The following is a 16,315-nucleotide window of genomic DNA, read 5'->3' on the forward strand; positions in this document are numbered from 1 at the left end:
GGGGTGACGGTGTACGACGCTGCCGGGCGGTTGCCTGCGGTTGAGGTGGTGCGGCGGCGGTGCAAGGCGCTGGCGGTGCTTGACGCCATCGTCGGGGGTGACCACTACACCTACGACCGTGCGTGGGGCGGTGACGAGGCGGCGGCGATGCGTAACGGGAGCGGTGAGGAGTACGACATCGTCTTCACCGCCGGCGGGGGTGCCTTCGTCCGGGGTGTCTACCACGAGTCGTCGATGTTCAGGTACACGGACGGCGGGCTGTGGCCGGGGCTGCTCGACGGGCTTCCCCAGGAGTTCGAGGCCATGGCGGCCGAGCCCGCCTTCAGCGGCCCGGGTGGCACGCTCGACGCCACCTTCGTCCTGTGGCGGCGCGCCGGTGACGAGCGGTGGCACGCGGGGGAGGACATCGACTTCTCGCCCGCGGACGACGACGAGGTGGACCCGGACGGCTCGTGGCTGCTGGACGTCCTCTTCGACGACATCGCCGAGCAGTACTGCACGTACGCCGAGGAGGTGCACGAGGTCGTCCTGCCCAGGGCCGCGGTCGGGCACGTCGTCGCGTTCCTGCCGCTGACCGATGCGGTGATCCGGGCGATCAACCCGGCGGCCGCACCGGGTCACGTCCGCGCGGCGGCCGAGAAGTACGGGTACCCCCTCGAAGCGGACCGGTAGCCGGCGTCACAGCTGCCAGACCGACACCCGCTCGCGGTGGCAGGCCAGCAGGGTGGCGGTGGCCAGGCACTTCGGCGGGGCCGGCCAGTGCTCGGTGCGGCCCAGGACGGTCACCGCGCCGGTGGTGAGGTCGAGGCGGGCGACCAGCGAGCCGCCGGGGTTGCGGCCGGTCACCAGGGCGGCGTGGCCCGGGAGCGCGGCGACGACGTCCCACGGGCCGAAGCGGCGCACGACCCGGCCGGTGGTGGCGTCGAGCACGACGGCGCCGAGCGCCGGGTCGGCGGTGTCGGGGGTGGGTTCGGTCGCCCACATGAGGCCGTCGCCGAACGGGCCGAGGTCGGTCCAGCCGGTGATGCTCCACCGCGGGTCGCCGGTGTCGGGGTCCACCACCGTGGTCCGGCCGACGGTGCCGGTGCACAGCAGGGTCCCGCACCACCACAGGCCGCCGGCGGCCGCCATGGCGGTGCGCTGCCAGAGGCGGCGGCCGGTCGTCAGGTCGTACACGGCGCTGTCCAGCAGCGTGGTGCGCTCGAAGTGGTAGACGAGCAGCCGGTCGCCGGCGACGTCGAAGCCGTCGACCGCGCCGAGGCCGGGCAGCGCGACCGTGCGCACGACCGCGGCCGAGCCGGCGTCGCGGATGAGCAGCGTGCCGTCGGGGTCGAGGTCGGCGATCTCCCGCCGGCCGCCGGCCGCCGCCAGGACGCGGCGGACCGAGGGCGTGCCGAGCTGCCAGCGGACCTCGCCGGTGCGGACGTCGAGGCCGAGGAGGCGCCCGTCGATCACGTCGTCCGCGCGGGCGAGCAGCAGCCCCGGCGGGCCTTCACCGGACGGCGGCGACGGCACGGACCCGTCGCGCCGCCAGACCTCGGTGCCCGTCGCGGCGTCGAGGCCGACGAGGGCGGCCGTGCGAGTCGCCGGCTCCTCGACGGCGAGGACCACGCGGCCGTGCGAGGCGGCCAGCAGCCGCGCGCCGGGCTCGACCGGGACGCTCCAGCGGCGGGTGCCGCCCGGCATCCGGTACGCCGCCATGGCGGTCCGCATCAGCAGGACCAGGGTGTCGCCGTCGGCGCGCATGTCGCCGATCCCGTCGCCCTCCAGCACCACCGACGGGGCCGGCGGCCCCGACGCGGGGTCGGCCGTCATCGGACCGCTGCCGGGCAGGACCAGCACCATGACGAGCAGCCCCGGCAACCACCAGGGGCGGCGTGCCGGCGCCGCCCGCACCGGGCCGGGCGCATCGAGGTCGATCACCGCATCAGTGTCACTCAGCACGGACCGCGCGGATACCGCGCGGCCGAAAGCCGGGCACGGCGGCGACGGCGATCAGGGCTCCCGCCGCGGCAGCCCCGGCGGTCAGCCCGAAGGCCCACGCGAACGAGCCGCTGGTCAGGACCAGGGTGAGCAGGGCGATCGTCACCGCGCCGGCCAGGTACTGGGACGTGGTCAGGACGGCGCCCGCCGAGGACTGGTGCGCCGCCGGGACGTCGCGGGCGCCGAGGACGAACATCGCGGTGTAGACCATGCCGTGGGCGAAACCGGTGACCAGCAGCCCCGGCAGGAGGCCGCCGGCGTAGGAGCCGCCGGCGAACACCGCCAGCCAGGCCAGGCCCGCGGCGGCCAGGGCGAAGCCGGCGGACAGGACGGCGGGGGAGCCGAACCGGCGCACCGCCCGGCCGGTCACGGCGCTGCCCACCGTGACCAGGGCGGCCAGGGGCAGGAACGCCAGGCCGGCGCGGAGCGGGGAATAGCCGCGGGACGTCTGCAGGAGCAGGGTCACGACGTAGAACTCCGCGCCGACGCTGGCCATGTAGAGCGCGGTCGCCGCCACGCCCACCCGCAGGCTGCGGATCCGGCGCAGCGCCAGCGGGATGAGCGGGGTGCGCGAGGTGCGCTCGTGCAGCGCGAAGCCGGCGCCGAGCAGCACCGCCACCACGGCGGAGAGCAGCAGCGCGGCGCCCGGGAAGGTCAGCGCCAGCACCGCGGCGAGGGCCGCGCCGGTGCCGAGCAGCGCGCCCGGCAGCGGGATCCGGGCGCCGCCGCGCGGGGAGGGGCGCAGCAGCCACGCGAGGCCGCCGAGGGCGCACAGCAGGGTCACCGGGACGTTGACGAAGAAGGTCCAGCGCCAGGACAGGCGGGTGAGGGCGCCGCCCAGCACGACACCCGCGGCGAGACCCGAGGCGCCGACGGCACCCCAGACGGACAGCGCCCGGGCCCGCGCGACGAAGAGGGTGCCGAGCAGGCCGAGGACCGCCGGTTGCAGCAGCGCGGCGGCGACCCCCTGGGCGAAGCGGGCGGCCAGCAGGACCTCGCCGTTCCCGGCGAGACCACCGGCGACCGAGGCGGCGCCGAACAGGACCGTCGCCGCGACGAAGAGGCGGCCCGCCCCGACCCGGTCGGCGAGCCGGCCGCCGAAGAGGAGGAAGCCGGCGAACGGCACCGCGTACGCGCTCACCACCCACTGCGCGGCCGTCAGCGACAGGTCCAGATCGGCGGCGATCGCGGGCAGCGCCACGTAGACGATCGAGTAGTCCAGGGCCAGGAGGAACTGCGCGAGGGACAGCAGGAGCAGTGGCATGCCCGCATCGTCGGAGGTTCACACTGATGTGAAGGTCAAGCGGAACGCGAGGGTGAGTGAGCATGCGCATAGGTGAGTTGTCCCGCCGGACGGGTATCCCGGCCCGCCTGCTGCGCTATTACGAGGAGCAGGGCCTGCTGACGCCGGAGCGGAAGGACAACGGGTACCGCGACTACGCCGAACACCTCGTCGACCGGGTGCAGCAGATCCGTGGGCTGCTCGACGCCGGCCTGCCGACCCGGGTCATCCGGGAGGTGCTGCCGTGCACCGACAACCCGTGCACGATCACGGTCTCCGACGCCAGCGACGAGCTGATCGCGCTGCTGACGGCCGAGCGCGACAGGATGGACGCGCGGATCGCGTGCCTGGCCCGCAACCGCGACGCCATCGCCGCGTACCTCAAGAAGGTGGAGGACAACCTTTCGCCGGGACGGCGTCGTTGACCGCAGGGGACCGCCCCGGGGGAGGGGACCGTTGGACGACTTCGAGGCGTACGTGAGCGCGGCCTGGCCGCGGCTGCTGCGCTCGGCCTGGCTGCTGACGCACGACTGGCACCGGGCCGAGGATCTGGTGCAGACCGTCCTGGCCCGGGCGTACGGGCGCTGGCCGCGGATCCGCGACGGCGCGCCGGACGCGTACCTGCGGGCGATGCTCGCCAGCACGTACCTGAGCTGGTGGCGCCGCAAGTGGCGCGGCGAGCTGCCGACGGAGCGGCTGCCGGAGCTGCCGGCGGGCGGGGGTGAGCTCGAGGGGGTGGAGCTGCGCCACCTGCTCGCCGGTGCCCTCGCCCGGCTGCCGAGGCAGCAGCGGGCCGTGCTGATGCTGCGCTTCCACGGCGACTTCACCGAGACCGACACGGCCCGCGCCCTCGGCCTGAAGCTCGGCACCGTCAAGTCGCACACGGCCCGGGCCCTGGCGGCGCTGCGCAACGATCCGCAACTGCTGGCACTGCTGAGCGAGGGGGTGCGCCGATGAGCGACGAGCAGGTCACCGACCTCTTGGAACGGGCGGTCGCCGAGGTGCCGCCGGCGCTGCTGCAGGCGCCGCACGCCGGGATCCGCCGCCGGATCCGCCGGCGTCGCATCGCCCGGTCGGGGGCCGTGGTGGCCGCCGCCCTCGCGGTGCTGGCGGGGTTCGCCGCCGTGCCCACCGGCGGGGCGCCCGACGTGCCCACCGGCGGACCGGCCGCGCCCACGGGCCGGGCGTGGGTGCCGCAGGTCCCGTGGGACGTGGCGCGGATCGACCGCTCCGGCACCCGGATCACCGTGTACGCGGCGCCGCTGCCCGGCAAGTGCGTCGAGCGGGACCCGGCGGACGACCGGGTCGAGTGGGCGGACAACAGGGTCACGCTGCACCTCGCCGGCTCGTACGCCGGCTGCGGCGACGACAGTCAGCCGGCGTCGCGGACGTTCGAGCTGCCCCAGGCGGTCGGCGGCCGGGGCATCGTGGACGGCCGGGAGCCCCTGGAGCCGCGGGTCCTGGTCCGCGCCGCGGACCTGCCCGACCTGGCGGCCGGCGGCTGGACCGAGCTCCCGGCCGTCCGGCTCCACAGCGTGCTGGTGTGGCGCTTCACCCGGCCCGGCGGCCCGGACCTGGCGCTGCGTGCCTACCGCCTGAGCCCGGGCGTCACCCTCTCGGAACCCGACCACACGCTGCGGCTCGGCAGCCGGACGGCGGCCGTCTACGACCGTCCCGGCGACCGGTCGGCGGGCTGGTGGTCCGACGACCACCAGGTCTGGTACACGATCACGGTCGTCGATCCGGCGATCGGAAAATCCGGGTTCGACGCCGTGCTGCGTGGTATGACCTGGGCGTGACCACACCCCTGACCCAGCCCGTCATCGAGGTGGCGACCCCCGCGCATCGGGACGCGGTGGTCGCCACCGTCGTCGCCGCGTTCGCCGCCGACCCCGCGTTCCGCTTCTTCTACCCGGACGACGCCACCTTCGAAGGCGACGCGGCGGCGCTCGCCGGCGGGCTCTTCGACGCGCGGGTCGGCCACGGCACCGTCTGGGTCGCCGACGGGGGAGCGGCCGTCGCGATGTGGGACGGGCCGGACGCGCCGCCGTCGGGTCACGTGCCGACCGGGCGGTTCGCCGTGTACGAGGACGCCGTCGCCGCCGTGATGCCGACGCACCGGCGCTGGTACCTCGGGGTCCTCGCCTGCCACCCGGAGCACCGCGGCCGGCGCCTCGCCCGGGCCGCGATGGCACCGGCCCTGCGGCGGGCGGCGGAGGACGGGTTGCCCGCGCTGCTGGAGACCTCCAATCCCGTCAACGTCGAGGTGTACCGCCGCGCCGGATTCGACGTCGTCGAGCACCTGACCGTCGACGGCCGGCTGCCGGTCTGGATCATGCGCCGCCCGCAGGCCTGACCTGGGGAGAGCGCTCCCCGCGCCACGCATATCAGGGTTCGTCACTACTCCACGCAGCGTTGACGGCCCGTGAGCTGCTGGTAGTCGATGTTTGGAGAGCGCTCTCCCATTCGCGCCGAAGCATTGACACGACTCGACCAAGGGTCCACAGTGACCGGATGAGAGAGCGCTCTCTCATCACCCCGTAACACACTGGTCACCCGAGCGACACGAATGGAGCTCCCTATGCCTTGGTCGGCACCCGCCCCCGGCCATCGACGTCTCTCACGATTTACGACCGGCCGGCGCGCCATGCGCACCGGCGCCATCGCCACCGCGGTGGCCGCGATGCTGTGCACCTACATCGTGCTGGTCGTGACCCGCGCCGACGCCGCGGAGACCCTGCTGTCGCAGGGCAAGCCCACCACCGCCTCGTCGACGGAGAACGCCGGCTCCCCCGCCTCCAACGCGACTGACGGCAACACCGGCACCCGCTGGTCGAGCGCGTTCAGTGACCCGCAGTGGATCCAGGTCGACCTGGGCTCCACGCAGACCATCACCCGCGTGGCGCTCAACTGGGAAGCCGCCTACGCCACCGCGTACCAGATCCAGACCTCCGCCAACGGCACGACCTGGACGCAGATCTACGCCACCACGACCTCCACCGGCGGCAACCAGAGCCTCACCGTCAACGGCTCCGGCCGCTACGTGCGGGTCAACACCACCGCCCGGGCGACGCAGTACGGCGTGTCGCTGTGGGAGTTCCAGGTGTACGGCGGCAGCACGCCGTCCGGCTGCGGCACCGCCAACGTGGCGCAGGGCAAGACGGCCACCGCCTCCTCGACGGAGAACGCCGGCACGCCCGCCGCGTCCGCGTTCGACGGCAACAACGGCACCCGCTGGTCCAGCGCCGCGTCCGACCCGCAGTGGCTGCAGGTCGACCTCGGCACCACCCAGGCCATCTGTGGCGTGACCCTGAACTGGGAGGCGGCCTACGCGACCGCGTTCCAGATCCAGACGTCCACCAACGGCACCACCTGGACGCAGATCTACGGCACGACCACCGGCACCGGCGGCGTGCAGGACCTGACCGTCACCGGCTCCGGCCGGTACGTGCGCATCAACGGCACCGCGCGGGCCACGCAGTGGGGCTACTCGCTGTGGGAGGTCCAGGTCCGCGTGCAGGGCGCGCCGCCCACCACGAACGACACCCCGAGCAGCAGCCCGAGCCAGAGCCCGAGCCAGCCGCCCGGCAACACGGTCCTGCTGTCGTACAAGAAGCCGGGCTTCGCGTCGACCTCGCAGAACGACAGCAACTGCAACCCGTGCACGCCGGACAAGGCGTTCGACAACGACCCGGCGAGCCGCTGGGCGACGAACCCGACCGGTGGCTGGGTCGACCCGGGCTGGATCTACGTCGACCTCGGCGCGACCGCGCAGATCAAGCAGGTCGTGCTGCAGTGGGACCCGGCGTACGCCGTGTCGTACCAGATCCAGACCTCCAACGACGCCGCCAACTGGACGTCGATCTACAACACCACGACGGGCAAGGGCTTCAAGGAGACCCTGAACGTCACCGGCACCGGCCGCTACGTGCGTATGTACGGCACGCAGCGCTCCAACGGCTACGGCTACTCGCTGTGGGAGTTCAAGGTGTACGGCACCGGCGGCCAGCCGGTCCAGCCGCCGGCGAACCCCGCCGACCCGATCTTCCCGGCGACGAACCTGGTGTGGTCCGACGAGTTCAACACCGGCACCAACGTCGACACCTCCAAGTGGACGATCGACCCCGGCACCGGCCAGAACGGTGAGATCCAGTACTACACGAACCTGGAGAACACCAGCATCCAGGGCGGCTCGCTGGTCATCGAGGCCCGCAAGCAGACCCTCGGCGGCCGCGACTACACCTCGGGCCGGATCAACACCAGCAACAAGTTCTCCACCCAGTACGGCCGGGTCGAGGCCCGGATCAAGGTCCCGAAGGGCAACGGCCTCTGGCCCGCGTTCTGGATGATGGGCACCGACTTCCTGACCGGCCGCCCCTGGCCGTACAACGGCGAGATCGACATCATGGAGATCCTCGGCAAGAACACCAACGAGATCTACTCGACGCTGCACGCGCCGGCCTACAACGGCGGCGGCGGCTACGGCCAGAAGATCTCCACGGTCGACCTGTCGCTGGACTACCACGTCTACTCGACCGAGTGGGACAGCAAGCACATGACCTTCCGCGTCGACAACCAGGTCATCCTGGTCGCCGACAAGGACACGGTCGAGACGACCCGCGGCCCGTGGGTGTACGACCACCAGTTCTACCTGATCCTCAACCTCGCGGTCGGCGGTGACTTCCCGGGCCCGATCGACGCCACCACGCCGTTCCCGTCCCGGATGTACGTCGACTACGTGCGGGTCTACAAGTGAGCGCCCGGGTCCTGGGGAGGGGCCTGACCAGGAAGTTCCTGATCGGGCTGGCGCTCACCGCACTGGTTGGCACGTACGCTTCGGTCCGTGCGTTCTCCGCGGACGCCGCTGAGATCCCGATTTCCCAAGGGAAGCCGGTCACGGCGTCGTCCGTGGAGAACGGGGGCGCCGCCGCCGCGAACGCGGTGGACGGCAACGGGGGCACCCGGTGGTCGAGCGCGTTCAGCGACCCGCAGTGGCTGCAGGTCGACCTGGGCGCGCCCGCCACGATCACCAGCGTGGTGATCAACTGGGAGGCCGCGTACGCCCGCGACTTCACCATCCAGACGTCGGCCAACGGCACCTCGTGGACGACGATCAACACCACCGTCAACGGCACCGGCGGCGTGCAGACGCTGAACGTGTCCGGCTCCGGCCGGTACGTGAAGCTGAACACGACCCGGCGGGCCACGCAGTACGGCGTGTCGCTGTGGGAGTTCCAGGTGTTCGGGACCGGCGGCAGCACGCCGACGAACAACCCGACCACCATCCCGCCGGGCGCGGTCCGGGTCGCGGAGTTCCTCGCCGACTGCCCGTTCAGCCACCGGCTGCCGGACGACCCGATCGTCTTCCCCGGCCTGCCCGGCGCGTCGCACATGCACAGCTTCTTCGGCAGCACCGTCACCAACGGCAACTCGACGGTCAACGACCTCGCCAACGGCCCGAGCAACTGCAACCCGGCCGTCGACAAGTCCTCGTACTGGGTGCCCACCCTGTACCAGGACGGGGTCGCGAAGGAGCCGGTGATCACCACCTTCTACTACCTCGGTGAAGGCGTCAGCGACGCCGTGCGGGAGCAGACCCAGCCGCTGCCCTTCGGGCTGCGGATCGTCGCCGGCAACGCGAAGGCGACGGCACCCGACGCGACCACCATCTCCCGCTGGTCCTGCCTGCACCACAACGAGTCCGGCGCGGGGAAGGACTTCATCAACTGCCCGGCCGACTCGATGCTGGAGTCGTACCTCGACTTCCCGCAGTGCTGGAACGGCCGCGACCTCGACTCCGCCGACCACAAGAGCCACATGGCCTACCCCGTCAACGGCGCCTGCCCGTCCACCCACCCGGTGCCGGTGCCCAAGCTGCGGCAGGTCCTGCGGTACCCGGTGAACGGTGACCCGTCGAGGATCCGGCTCAGCTCGGGTGCCGGGTTCACGATGCACGGCGACTTCTTCAACGCCTGGCCGCAGGCCGAGATGGAGCGCCGGGTCGCGTACTGCATCCGCCTGAAAGTCAAGTGCGGCGCCAACGGCACCGCGTAAGTTTCTGAATCTGGCCGTGGATGGACGAGACGCAAGCGCCGTCCATCCACGGCTCCCTTTTCCCACCGCGCGGGGGCACGATCTACCGTGAGAACCATGACGGGCAGCGACACGCGACCACCGACGCTGGAACAGGTCGCCAACTACGCCGGGGTCTCCCGCGCCACGGTCTCCCGCGTGATCAACGGGGTGCAGACCGTCGACCCTGAGCTGCGGCGCACCGTCGAGCGGGCGATCGCCGCGACGGGCTACGTGCCCAACCTCGCCGCCCGCTCGCTCGTCACCCGCCGCACCGACTCGATCGCGCTCGTGGTGTCGGAGCCGGAGAACCGCGGCTACGAGACGCCGTTCCTCACCCGTACCTTCACCGACCCCTACCTGGGCCGGGTCACCGCGGGGGCGCAGGAGGTGCTCCGCCCGCTCGGCATCCACCTGGTCATCTTCCTGGCCGACCCGCCCGCCCGCGAGCACGTCATGCGGTATCTGCGGCAGGGCCACGTCGACGGCGCACTGCTCATCTCCAGCCACGTCGACGACCCGCTCCCGAGCCAGCTCGTCGACCTCGGCGTGCCCTGTGTCCTGTCGTGCCGGCCCGGCCGGCCCGTCCACACCAGCTTCGTCGACGTCGACCAGCGTGCCGGCGTCCGGCTCGCCGTGGACCGCCTGGCCGCCCTGGGCCGCCGCTGCATCGCCACCATCACCGGCCCCCTCGACATGCCCGCCGCCCAGGACCGCCTCGCCGGCTTCCACGCCGCCGTCGCCGCCCACGGCCAGGCCGACGCCCCCCACGTCGAGGGCGACTTCACCCGCGGCGGCGGCGAGCGCGCCGCCCGTGCGCTGCTGGCCTCCCACCCCGACGTCGACGGCATCTTCGTCGCCAACGACCTGATGGCCGACGGTGCGCTCCGCGTCATCCAGGAGTCCGGCCGCACCGTCCCGGACGACGTCGCGGTCATCGGCTTCGACGACAGCACCGCCGCCCTCGAGTGCCACCCCCAGCTGAGCACCGTCCGCCAGCCCGTCGAGGAGATGGCCGGCGAGATGGCCCAACTCCTGCTCACCCGGATCCGCGAACCCGGCCGCTCCCCGCGCTCGGTCATCTTCAACCCGGAGCTGATCCTCCGCGCCTCCGCCTGACCCGCGCGGGCCGTCAGGTCAGGTCGGACAGGGCGGCGGCGAGGATGGTGACGCCCTCCTCGATGGCGGGCTCGGAGAGGTGGCCGTAGCCGAACAGCAGGCCCGGCGGGCCGGGGGCCAGGCGGAAGCGGCCGACGCCGTACACGGTGAGCCCTCGCGCCAGCGCGGCGGCCTCCACCGCTTCCTCCGGCAGGCCGGGCGGAAGCCACGCGACGAGGTGCTGGCCGGCCGCGATCCCGACGGGGCGGAGCCGGGGCAGGTGCCTGGCGAGGGCGGTCAGCAGGGTGTCGCGGCGGCGCCGGTACAGGGGGCGCATCCGCCGCAGGTGCCGGTCGAACTCGCCGCCGGCGAGGAAGTCCGCGAAGGTCAACTGGTCGATCGCCGGGGAGCCGCGGTCGGCGAGCACCTTCGCCTCGACGACCGGGGCGACGAGGTGCGGCGGCAGGACCATCCAGCCGAGCCGCAGGCCGGGCGCGAGGGTCTTGCTGGCGGAGCCGACGTACGCGACGCGGTCCGGGGCGAGGCCCTGCATGGCGCCGACGGCGGCCCGGTCGTAGCGGTACTCGGCGTCGTAGTCGTCCTCGATGACCAGCGCGCCGGTGGCGGCCCACCGGATGACGGCGGCGCGGGCGGCGGCGGGCAGGACACCGCCGGTCGGCCACTGGTGCGACGGGGTCAGCACGAGCGCGTCGGCGGCCACCCCCGCGAGGGCCGTGACGTCGACGCCGTCGGGGCCGACGGGGACGCCGGTTACGGTCATGCCGGACGCCAGCGCCAGGGCGCGGGCGTCGTCGTCGGAGGACGGGTCCTCGACGGCGAGGCGGGTGGCGCCGGCCGCGCGGAGCACCTGGATCAGCAGGTTCGCCGCCTGCGCGTAGCCGCCGCAGATCACGATCGTCTCGGGGCGGGCGTCGGTGCCACGGACCCGGTTGAGGTAGTCGGCGAGGGCGGCCCGCAGCTCGGGGGTGCCCTGGCCGCTGGTGTAGCCGAGCCGGTCGGTGGGCGCGGTCGTCAGCACCCGCCGGACGGAGCGCAGCCACGCGGCGCGGGGGAAGCGCGACACGTCGGTGCGCCCGTAGCCGAAGCTGATCCGGGCCGGCGGCTCGACCTGGCGTGGCGGCGCGGCCGTGGGAGCCGGTCCGGTGGCGATCGTGGTGTACCCGCCGGACCGGCTGGTCAGGTACCCCTCGGCGGTCAGCTGCTCGTACGCCGTGACGACGACCCCACGGGAGACACCGAGCGACGCGGCGAGCGCCCGGCTGGACGGCAGCGCGCTGCCCACGGCGAGCCGGCCGCCGCGGATGCCCGTCCTGATCGCCGTCTCCAGCTGGCGGTGCAGCGGCCCGCCGGCGGGGTCGAGCGCGACGAGCAGCTCCGGATTGGTCCTCTCACGAGCCACAAGAACGGACCTTACCGCGGGGTCCAATCGGCGGGAAGCTCGACGCATGACGACAGGGACAGCAGAGGTGCTCCGGCCCGGCGACCGCGGTTACGACGACGCCCGGCAGGTGTGGAACGCGATGTTCGACCGCCGGCCCGCGATGATCGTGCGGTGCCGGACGGTCCAGGACGTGGCCGGCGCGGTCCGGGTCGCCCGCGAGCGGGACCTGGAGATCTCGGTGCGGTGCGGCGGGCACAGCGCGGCCGGGTTCGGCGTCACCGACGGCGGCCTGATGATCGACCTGACGCCGATGGGGCGGGCGAGCGTCGACCCGGCCCGGCGCCGCGCGTACGTGCAGGGCGGTGCGCTGCTGGGCGCCCTCGACGACGCGGCGCAGCGCTACGGCCTGGCCACCACGGCGGGCAACGTGTCGCACACCGGCGTCGGCGGCCTCACACTCGGCGGCGGCATGGGCTGGCTCGCCCGGCAGCACGGTCTCGCCTGCGACAACGTCGTCTCCTACGAGCTCGTCACGGCGGACGGATCCGTCGAGCGGGTCACCGACGGGGAGCTGTTCTGGGGGCTGAAGGGCGGCGGCGGCAACTTCGGGATCGTCACCGGGTTCGAGTTCGCGCTGCACGACACGGGCACCGAGGCGCTCGTCGTGGAGGCGACGTTCACCGGCGCCGCCCGGCACGCGGCGATGCGCCGGTGGCGCGACGAGCATCTCACCGCGCCGCGGCAGGCGACGTTCACCGCGTGGAGCGCCCCCGGCACCCTGACCCTCGGCTATGTCTGGGTGGGTCCGGGTTCCTTCTCCCCGGCGTTCCTCCAGGGTGGCGCCGTGACATGGCAGCCCATGTCGTACCTGCAACTGCAGCGCCGCGAGGACAGCTCGGGCCGGCACGCGCTGCGCCGGTACGGGCGCTCGCACTACCTCAAGTCGATGCCCGACGCGGCGGTCGACGCCTTCATCGCCGCCGGCGAGCACTGCGGCGCGGGCCTGCAGGGGTACGGCGGCGCCATCGCCGACGTCGCCGAGGACGCCACCGCGTTCGGCCACCGGGACACCATGTTCGAGTTCGGCGCCGGCTCCTCGTGGACCGACCCCGCTCAGGACGGCGCCCGCCGGGCCGCGGCACGGGCCGCGGCGGCGCTGCTCGAGCCCTTCGCCGGCGGCGTCTACGTCAACTCGCTGGGGGACGAGGGCGCGGCGGGGGTGCGCCGCGCGTACCCGCCGGCGAAGCTGGCCCGGCTGACCGCGCTGAAGGACCGCTACGACCCGGACAACGTCTTCCACCTGAACCAGAACATCCCGCCGTCTGCCGCCCGTTTTTGTCGTACCCCGCCGGCATGATGACCGGCATGACACCCGACGTGCGGGAATCGATGACCGCGCTGCTCGCCCTTCCCTCCCCGACGCCCGACGACGTCGACTGGGCCGGGTTCGAGCACTTCTATGGCAGGGCCGATGACGTGCCGGCGCTGCTGCGGGGCCTGCTGGACCCCGATCCGGAGACGGCTGAGCGCAGCCTCGCCACGCTGGGGAACAGGGTGTGTCATCAGGGTGGCAGCAGCGCGCCGGCGGCGCTGGCGGTGCCGTTCCTGATCCGTGCGGCGGCCGGTCCGGGCGTCCACGGCCGGGAGGGTCTGCTGCTGCTGGCGGCTCAGGCCGTCCGCTCCGACCGGTCGGGGCAGGCCTTGCGTTCCGACCTGCTCCGGGTCGCCGACGACGGCGACAGCTTCGGCGGCCCGTCACCCGAGGCGGCCCGCGCCGCCGTGCTCGCCGGCGTGCCTTCGCTGCTGCCGTTGCTCGACGACGCCGGTCCCGGCAGCCGGTCGGCGGCGGCGTTTGCGCTGGCCACGGTGTCACCGGTCGGCTCGCCCGAGGTGGCGGCGGCACTGCGCGGGCGGCTGGCGGTGGAGGCCGACCCGGTGGTGCGGATCTGCCTGGTGCTGGCCGTCGCGCAGCTGGCCCTCGACCACGGCGACGCTGCGGAGGTCGTCGCCTGGGCCGGGGATCTGTTCGGCGGCGAGGTCCATCCGCTCGACGTGCGGTTCGCCGCCGGGCTCGCCTGGCTGTGCGCGACCCCGGCGGCGCCGCCGGAGCCACTGCTGCGGCTGCTGCTGGCCGGAGCCGGCGCGGCGGAGGCCTGGATGCGGCGGGTGCCATGGGTGAGCCAGCAGCTGGACCACGGCATGGGCGCGTGGCTCGTGGCGTTGCTCGGTGACATGCACGAGTTCCCGCTGCGGCCGGATCCGGTGGGCCGGCCGGCGGCGGAGGGGCGCGAGGCGGCCGGCCGGTTCACGGCGGCGCTGACGACGCACGAGGATCCGGCGGTCGTGGTGTCGGCGTGCGAGGCGGCGGCACGGCAGGTCAGGATGTGGCGGGACGAGACGGGGGCGATGCTCGAGCTGCTCGCGGAGTGTCTCCATCACCCGAGCCGCGCGGTGCGGTCGGCGGCCGGCTCGCGCCTCGCGCGGTGCGGCGCCGTCCCGGACCGGGTCGCCGACCGGGTCGCGACCGTGCTCGACCACGACGACGATCCGGAGCTGCGGGGATGGGCCGCGCTCACCCTCGCCCACCGCGGCGACGCCCGCGCGGTCGCGCCGCTGATCGACCTGCTCACCGCCGGCACCTGCGCGCTGCCGGAAGGGTGGATCTGGATGGACAGGACGCCACAGCGGCTGCTGGACCTGATGCGGCCGCACGCGGCCGCGCTGCTGCCCGCGGTCGTGCACCGGCTCACCGCCGGCGACACCGACGGCTGGCGGCACGTCCGGCAGGACCTCGTCGCCGGGCTGTCCAGCTGGCGGGAGGACGCCGCGGGCGCCGCCGAAGCGCTCGCCCGCCTGCTCGGCGACGCGGAGTTCGACCGGACGGCCGGCCATGCGTCCGGGCACAAGGCCGTGGCCACGGCGCTCGGCAGGATCGGGCCGGCGGCCGGCGTCGCGGTGCCCGCGTTGGATCGGCTTGCCGCTGGCGTCGCGGTGCCTGCACTGGATCGGCTTGCCGCTGGCGTCGTGGTGCCTGCACTGGATCGGCTTGCCGCTGGCGTCGTGGTGCTTGCGTTGGATCGGCTTGCCGACGGCACGGCGCCGGACTCCCTCGGCACCCTGCTCTGGGCGCGGTGGCGGATCACCGGTGAGGAGACCAGCGCGACCGCGGCGGCCCTCGCCCGGCTCGCCGCCGTCCCACTGGCCGACGTGACGGCGCTGTCGCTGCTCGCGGACATGGGTCCCGCCGCCGCGGGGCACGAGGCGGTGATCCGCGGCAGACTCACCGACTCCTTCGAGTGGGCCCGGGCCGAGGCAGCGAACGCCCTCTGGCGGTGCACCGCGGACGCGTCCGGCGCGCTGCCGGTTCTGACCGAGCTTGTCGACGGGGTTCCGTGGGCGCCGCTGTTCGGGGCCGGCCACGGGACGGTCGTCGGGTGTCTGGCCGACATCGGGCCGGCGGCGGCGCCGGCGGTCCCGGCGATGGTCGCGTTCCTTGACCGGGACCGCAGGCCGGGCACCGACGGGCCGCGGCACGACCCGGTCAGCTGGGACCAGCATGCGGTCGCCACCGTCAGGTCCGCCGTCCACCAGATCCGTGGCGGGCCGGCGCCGCGCGAGGTGCTCGCGGCCGCCGACGGCGGTTGACGTGGTGGACGGCAGCGTTCGGTAGCAGGGCGTGGCAGGCGCCGGACACGACGGGCCACCGGCCGTGCCGGTGGCCACGCGGCGGAGGTTGCGTAAGGGCAGGTCCCCGGAGCCCCGTCCAGGTCGTGGACGGCCTCGGTCTCTTGGCGACGGTCTGCGTTGATGGGCGGGGTCAGGCCTGCCTGGCGAGGTCGGCGAGCGGCGCGCCGGTGAGCCGGTAGATGGCGATGTCCTCGCCGAGCACGGAGGGGATCTCGGCGCCGATCGAGCGGTAGTAGGCGTCGACCGGGTCGTTGGTGGGCCGGCCCCACCACTGCATGTGGCGGTAGCCCCGCTCGGCGCAGACCGCGGCCACGGTGCTCAGCAGGGCGGTGTCGACGCCGGTGCCGACGGCGTCCTCGCGGATGTAGATGTCGTCGACGTGGATCGCGGTGCCGCGCCAGGTGCTGTAGACCAGCGCCCACAGGGTGTACCCGACGACGTCGCCGGTCTTGTCGTCGATCGCGAGGTGGGCCCAGGCGACGGGTGCGGGGCCGAACAGGGCGCGGCCGAGCTCGGCCTCGTCGGTGCTGATCTGGTCGGTCGCCTCCTCGCTGGCGGCCATGTCCAGCACCAGCGAGTGGAGCAGGCCGAGGTCGTCGGCGGTGACTTCACGAATCATGGCGGTCACGGTCGCACGTGTCCGGCCGGGGGGCACTGGGGCTTCCCCTAAACATCGGCCGCAATCCCTACCTTCGCGGGGGGTTCGGTGCCGACCATGGGTCATCGGCGGCGACTTCGGGGGCGTGGCCACCGCAACTCAGTGTCCACTGTGTCCACTGTGCGGAGAGGCG

The 16,315-nt window shown here is 73.8% G+C and carries 14 protein-coding genes; 10 read left to right on the plus strand and 4 right to left on the minus strand.

Features of this window, described 5'->3' with window-relative positions; all coding sequences use genetic code 11:
- The first annotated feature begins 3 nt into the window (after nt 1-3).
- Nucleotides 4-672 carry a hypothetical protein gene (locus tag ABD332_RS25850; protein ID WP_344504696.1) on the plus strand — a complete coding sequence of 223 codons (669 nt, stop codon included), beginning with the start codon at nt 4-6 and terminating at the stop codon, nt 670-672.
- Between the two features lie 6 nt (nt 673-678).
- On the opposite strand, the gene ABD332_RS25855 is transcribed toward ABD332_RS25850, so the two are convergent.
- Complete coding sequence (locus ABD332_RS25855; RefSeq protein WP_344504697.1) at nt 679-1,923, minus strand: outer membrane protein assembly factor BamB family protein; 1,245 nt, start codon at nt 1,921-1,923, stop codon at nt 679-681.
- Nucleotides 1,924-1,933: 10 nt separating this feature from the next.
- Nucleotides 1,934-3,247, minus strand: coding sequence for an MFS transporter (locus ABD332_RS25860; RefSeq protein WP_344504698.1), 1,314 nt, complete (start codon nt 3,245-3,247; stop codon nt 1,934-1,936).
- Between the two features lie 62 nt (nt 3,248-3,309).
- Between ABD332_RS25860 and ABD332_RS25865 the strand changes: the two genes are divergently transcribed.
- The 7 genes from ABD332_RS25865 (at nt 3,310) to ABD332_RS25895 (ending at nt 10,456) form a co-directional block, all read left to right on the plus strand.
- Complete coding sequence (locus tag ABD332_RS25865) at nt 3,310-3,690, plus strand: MerR family transcriptional regulator (protein ID WP_344504699.1); 381 nt, start codon at nt 3,310-3,312, stop codon at nt 3,688-3,690.
- A gap of 31 nt (nt 3,691-3,721) precedes the next feature.
- Nucleotides 3,722-4,222: a SigE family RNA polymerase sigma factor gene (locus ABD332_RS25870; protein ID WP_344504700.1), complete on the plus strand. Its 501-nt coding sequence runs from the start codon at nt 3,722-3,724 to the stop codon at nt 4,220-4,222.
- On the plus strand, nt 4,219-5,064 hold the full coding sequence (locus ABD332_RS25875) for a hypothetical protein (protein WP_344504701.1): 846 nt from the start codon (nt 4,219-4,221) through the stop codon (nt 5,062-5,064). The genes ABD332_RS25870 and ABD332_RS25875 overlap by 4 nt, the downstream gene beginning before the upstream one ends.
- Entirely contained in the window at nt 5,061-5,621 is a 561-nt protein-coding gene (locus tag ABD332_RS25880) for a GNAT family N-acetyltransferase (RefSeq protein ID WP_344504702.1), read from the plus strand. The genes ABD332_RS25875 and ABD332_RS25880 overlap by 4 nt, the downstream gene beginning before the upstream one ends.
- A gap of 291 nt (nt 5,622-5,912) precedes the next feature.
- The gene (locus tag ABD332_RS25885) at nt 5,913-8,021 is read left to right on the plus strand and encodes a discoidin domain-containing protein (RefSeq protein ID WP_344504703.1); all 2,109 of its coding nucleotides are present in this window, start codon (nt 5,913-5,915) and stop codon (nt 8,019-8,021) included.
- A complete protein-coding gene (locus tag ABD332_RS25890) occupies nt 8,018-9,319 on the plus strand; it encodes a DUF1996 domain-containing protein (RefSeq protein ID WP_344504704.1) in 1,302 nt (433 codons plus the stop codon). Before ABD332_RS25885 ends, ABD332_RS25890 begins: the two co-directional genes overlap by 4 nt.
- 96 nt (nt 9,320-9,415) lie before the next feature.
- Nucleotides 9,416-10,456 (plus strand): LacI family DNA-binding transcriptional regulator, encoded by a 1,041-nt coding sequence (locus tag ABD332_RS25895; RefSeq protein WP_344504705.1) that lies wholly within the window; start codon nt 9,416-9,418, stop codon nt 10,454-10,456.
- A 13-nt stretch (nt 10,457-10,469) separates the two neighbouring features.
- On the opposite strand, the gene pdxR is transcribed toward ABD332_RS25895, so the two are convergent.
- On the minus strand, nt 10,470-11,855 hold the full coding sequence (gene pdxR / locus ABD332_RS25900; RefSeq protein WP_344504706.1) for a MocR-like pyridoxine biosynthesis transcription factor PdxR: 1,386 nt from the start codon (nt 11,853-11,855) through the stop codon (nt 10,470-10,472).
- A gap of 46 nt (nt 11,856-11,901) precedes the next feature.
- Between pdxR and ABD332_RS25905 the strand changes: the two genes are divergently transcribed.
- Both ABD332_RS25905 and ABD332_RS25910 read left to right on the plus strand, forming a co-directional pair.
- Nucleotides 11,902-13,194 (plus strand): FAD-binding oxidoreductase, encoded by a 1,293-nt coding sequence (locus tag ABD332_RS25905; RefSeq protein WP_344504707.1) that lies wholly within the window; start codon nt 11,902-11,904, stop codon nt 13,192-13,194.
- A gap of 8 nt (nt 13,195-13,202) precedes the next feature.
- The gene (locus ABD332_RS25910) at nt 13,203-15,482 is read left to right on the plus strand and encodes a HEAT repeat domain-containing protein (RefSeq protein WP_344504708.1); all 2,280 of its coding nucleotides are present in this window, start codon (nt 13,203-13,205) and stop codon (nt 15,480-15,482) included.
- A gap of 172 nt (nt 15,483-15,654) precedes the next feature.
- Here ABD332_RS25910 and ABD332_RS25915 read toward each other — a convergent pair whose 3' ends face one another.
- Nucleotides 15,655-16,143: a GNAT family N-acetyltransferase gene (locus ABD332_RS25915; RefSeq protein WP_344504709.1), complete on the minus strand. Its 489-nt coding sequence runs from the start codon at nt 16,141-16,143 to the stop codon at nt 15,655-15,657.
- Nucleotides 16,144-16,315: the final 172 nt, after the last annotated feature.

The sequence above is a fragment of the Dactylosporangium maewongense genome (genome assembly GCF_039531485.1).
GTDB lineage: Bacteria > Actinomycetota > Actinomycetes > Mycobacteriales > Micromonosporaceae > Dactylosporangium > Dactylosporangium maewongense.

Coding starts and splice junctions, on each gene's coding strand:
- ABD332_RS25860 (WP_344504698.1), bottom strand. CDS start 3,247: ATGCCACTGCTCCTGCTGTCCCTCGCGCAGTTCCTCCTGGCCCTGGAC.
- ABD332_RS25865 (WP_344504699.1), top strand. CDS start 3,310: ATGCGCATAGGTGAGTTGTCCCGCCGGACGGGTATCCCGGCCCGCCTG.
- ABD332_RS25875 (WP_344504701.1), top strand. CDS start 4,219: ATGAGCGACGAGCAGGTCACCGACCTCTTGGAACGGGCGGTCGCCGAG.
- ABD332_RS25885 (WP_344504703.1), top strand. CDS start 5,913: ATGCGCACCGGCGCCATCGCCACCGCGGTGGCCGCGATGCTGTGCACC.
- ABD332_RS25895 (WP_344504705.1), top strand. CDS start 9,416: ATGACGGGCAGCGACACGCGACCACCGACGCTGGAACAGGTCGCCAAC.
- ABD332_RS25905 (WP_344504707.1), top strand. CDS start 11,902: ATGACGACAGGGACAGCAGAGGTGCTCCGGCCCGGCGACCGCGGTTAC.
- ABD332_RS25910 (WP_344504708.1), top strand. CDS start 13,203: ATGACACCCGACGTGCGGGAATCGATGACCGCGCTGCTCGCCCTTCCC.
- ABD332_RS25915 (WP_344504709.1), bottom strand. CDS start 16,143: ATGATTCGTGAAGTCACCGCCGACGACCTCGGCCTGCTCCACTCGCTG.